This is a genomic window from Rhodanobacter sp. PCA2 (assembly GCF_013620825.1).
Taxonomy (GTDB): domain Bacteria; phylum Pseudomonadota; class Gammaproteobacteria; order Xanthomonadales; family Rhodanobacteraceae; genus Rhodanobacter_A.
Map to the genome: position 1 here is coordinate 1 of NZ_NJIC01000061.1, position 865 is coordinate 865.

Genomic DNA, 865 nt, shown 5'->3' on the forward strand with positions numbered 1-865 from the left:
GCCCTGTCGGAGCGTCGTGCGCAGATCGTGTACGACTACCTGACCAGCCACGGCGTGGACGCCAGCCGTCTGGAAGGCCCGATCGGCCATGGCATGAACGATCCGATCGGCGACAACGCCACGGACGCCGGTCGTGCGCAGAACCGTCGCGTGGAACTGCAGGTCCAGCAGTAATCGGACCTGTCGCAAGCGTCACGAAAAAGCCCGGCGCATGCCGGGCTTTTTCTTGGGCGAAACAGGGGAATCATTCGGCTTTCTTGACGCCGGTCATTACGGAAAATACACGTGGCTGGTAGTAAGCACTGCCATCCATTCAATCTGAACGATAGTGTACTGAGGAGTGTAAAAGCTGTTGCAGGCCCGTGCGCGGCGTTTAACGTTTTTGCTACACTCGCTTCCGCTTGCTGAGTACGAAACGCCAAGCAGAAGGCGTTAACAAGCCGCCGAAGACGTTAATGCAGCGCCAGACAATTCCCCCTGTTGGCGTGTAACGGACGCGCGAAGACCAAATTTGACGAGGAGAGACCTGATGAAACACAAGGGCCTTTATTTCATGGTTGCCCTGGCCTTGGGCGGCGTGGGTGCCGTTCACGCCCAGGACAACACGGTGGCGAACACGGGCAGCAGCGACAACACTGCCGCTCCGGCCTGGCCGAAGGGCTTCGATGACCGTTGGTACATCGCCCCGACCATTGGCGGCTACTACAACGACGGCGACCGCAACACCAACAGCCGCCAGTTCTACTACGGCCTGGGCGTTGGCAAGTTCTTCACCCCGGACCTGTCGCTGGACGTGTTCTTCGACCGCACCAAGCGCAAGATCGACAACGGTCCGGCGAACGGTGGCGGCCACGGCCACAGCAAC

The 865-nt window shown here is 60.0% G+C and carries 1 protein-coding gene and 1 pseudogene; both read left to right on the plus strand.

What is annotated here, in order from left to right; translation table 11 throughout:
• Positions 1–174: OmpA family protein (locus tag PCA_RS17315; protein WP_181303861.1), on the plus strand; the 174-nt coding region annotated here is incomplete at its 5' end.
• Positions 175–529: 355 nt separating this feature from the next.
• A pseudogene (locus PCA_RS17320) lies at positions 530–865 on the plus strand (OmpA family protein); the annotation flags it as partial.